We start from the raw sequence: 552 nt of genomic DNA, 5'->3' as shown, positions 1-552 counted from the left end.
CTGAAGACCTAGAAGAAATGGAAACGCCGAAAGGAACATGGTTAGTTTACCGCTCGCTAGAGAAAGGTCAGGAAACCAAATCTTTGTTGAATGACATTGTTGCCCAGTCATTGAACAAGTTGCCTATTCCTAAGCGTATGCGTTGGGGAGCTCAAAAGGTTGAGTTCGTTCGACCGCTGCAGTGGGTATTGATGATTTTCGGTGATGAGGTTGTAGAAGGCAGTATTCTGGATATTCCAGCTGGTCGAAAGACTCGCGGTCACCGCTTCCATAGTCAGGGTGAGATTGAAATTACTAAAGCAGATGACTACGAAGTTCTATTGTTAGAGCTAGGCAAAGTGATTGCAGATTATGATCAGCGTAAGGAAAAGGTTCGTCAGGGTGTGACGGCTGCTGCTGAAGGTATTGGTGGTGTGGCTGTGATTGATGAAGACTTGTTGGACGAAGTCGCGTCTCTAAATGAGTGGCCCGTACCTTTAGTCGGCCGCTTCGACGAGCGCTTTTTGGAGGTGCCGACAGAAGCACTGATTTCTTCGATGAAAGAGCATCAGA

General features: G+C 47.1%; 1 protein-coding gene. It reads left to right on the top strand.

The features are described 5' to 3' along the window. Positions 1-17: 17 nt before the first annotated feature. On the top strand, positions 18-552 hold a 535-nt coding region (locus A3766_RS05010), incomplete at its 3' end, for a glycine--tRNA ligase subunit beta (RefSeq protein WP_231882835.1).

It is taken from the genome of Oleiphilus sp. HI0132, assembly GCF_001635845.1.
The sequence above is the reverse complement of the archived record's forward strand: the minus strand, read 5'-3'. Positions and strand labels throughout refer to the sequence as shown.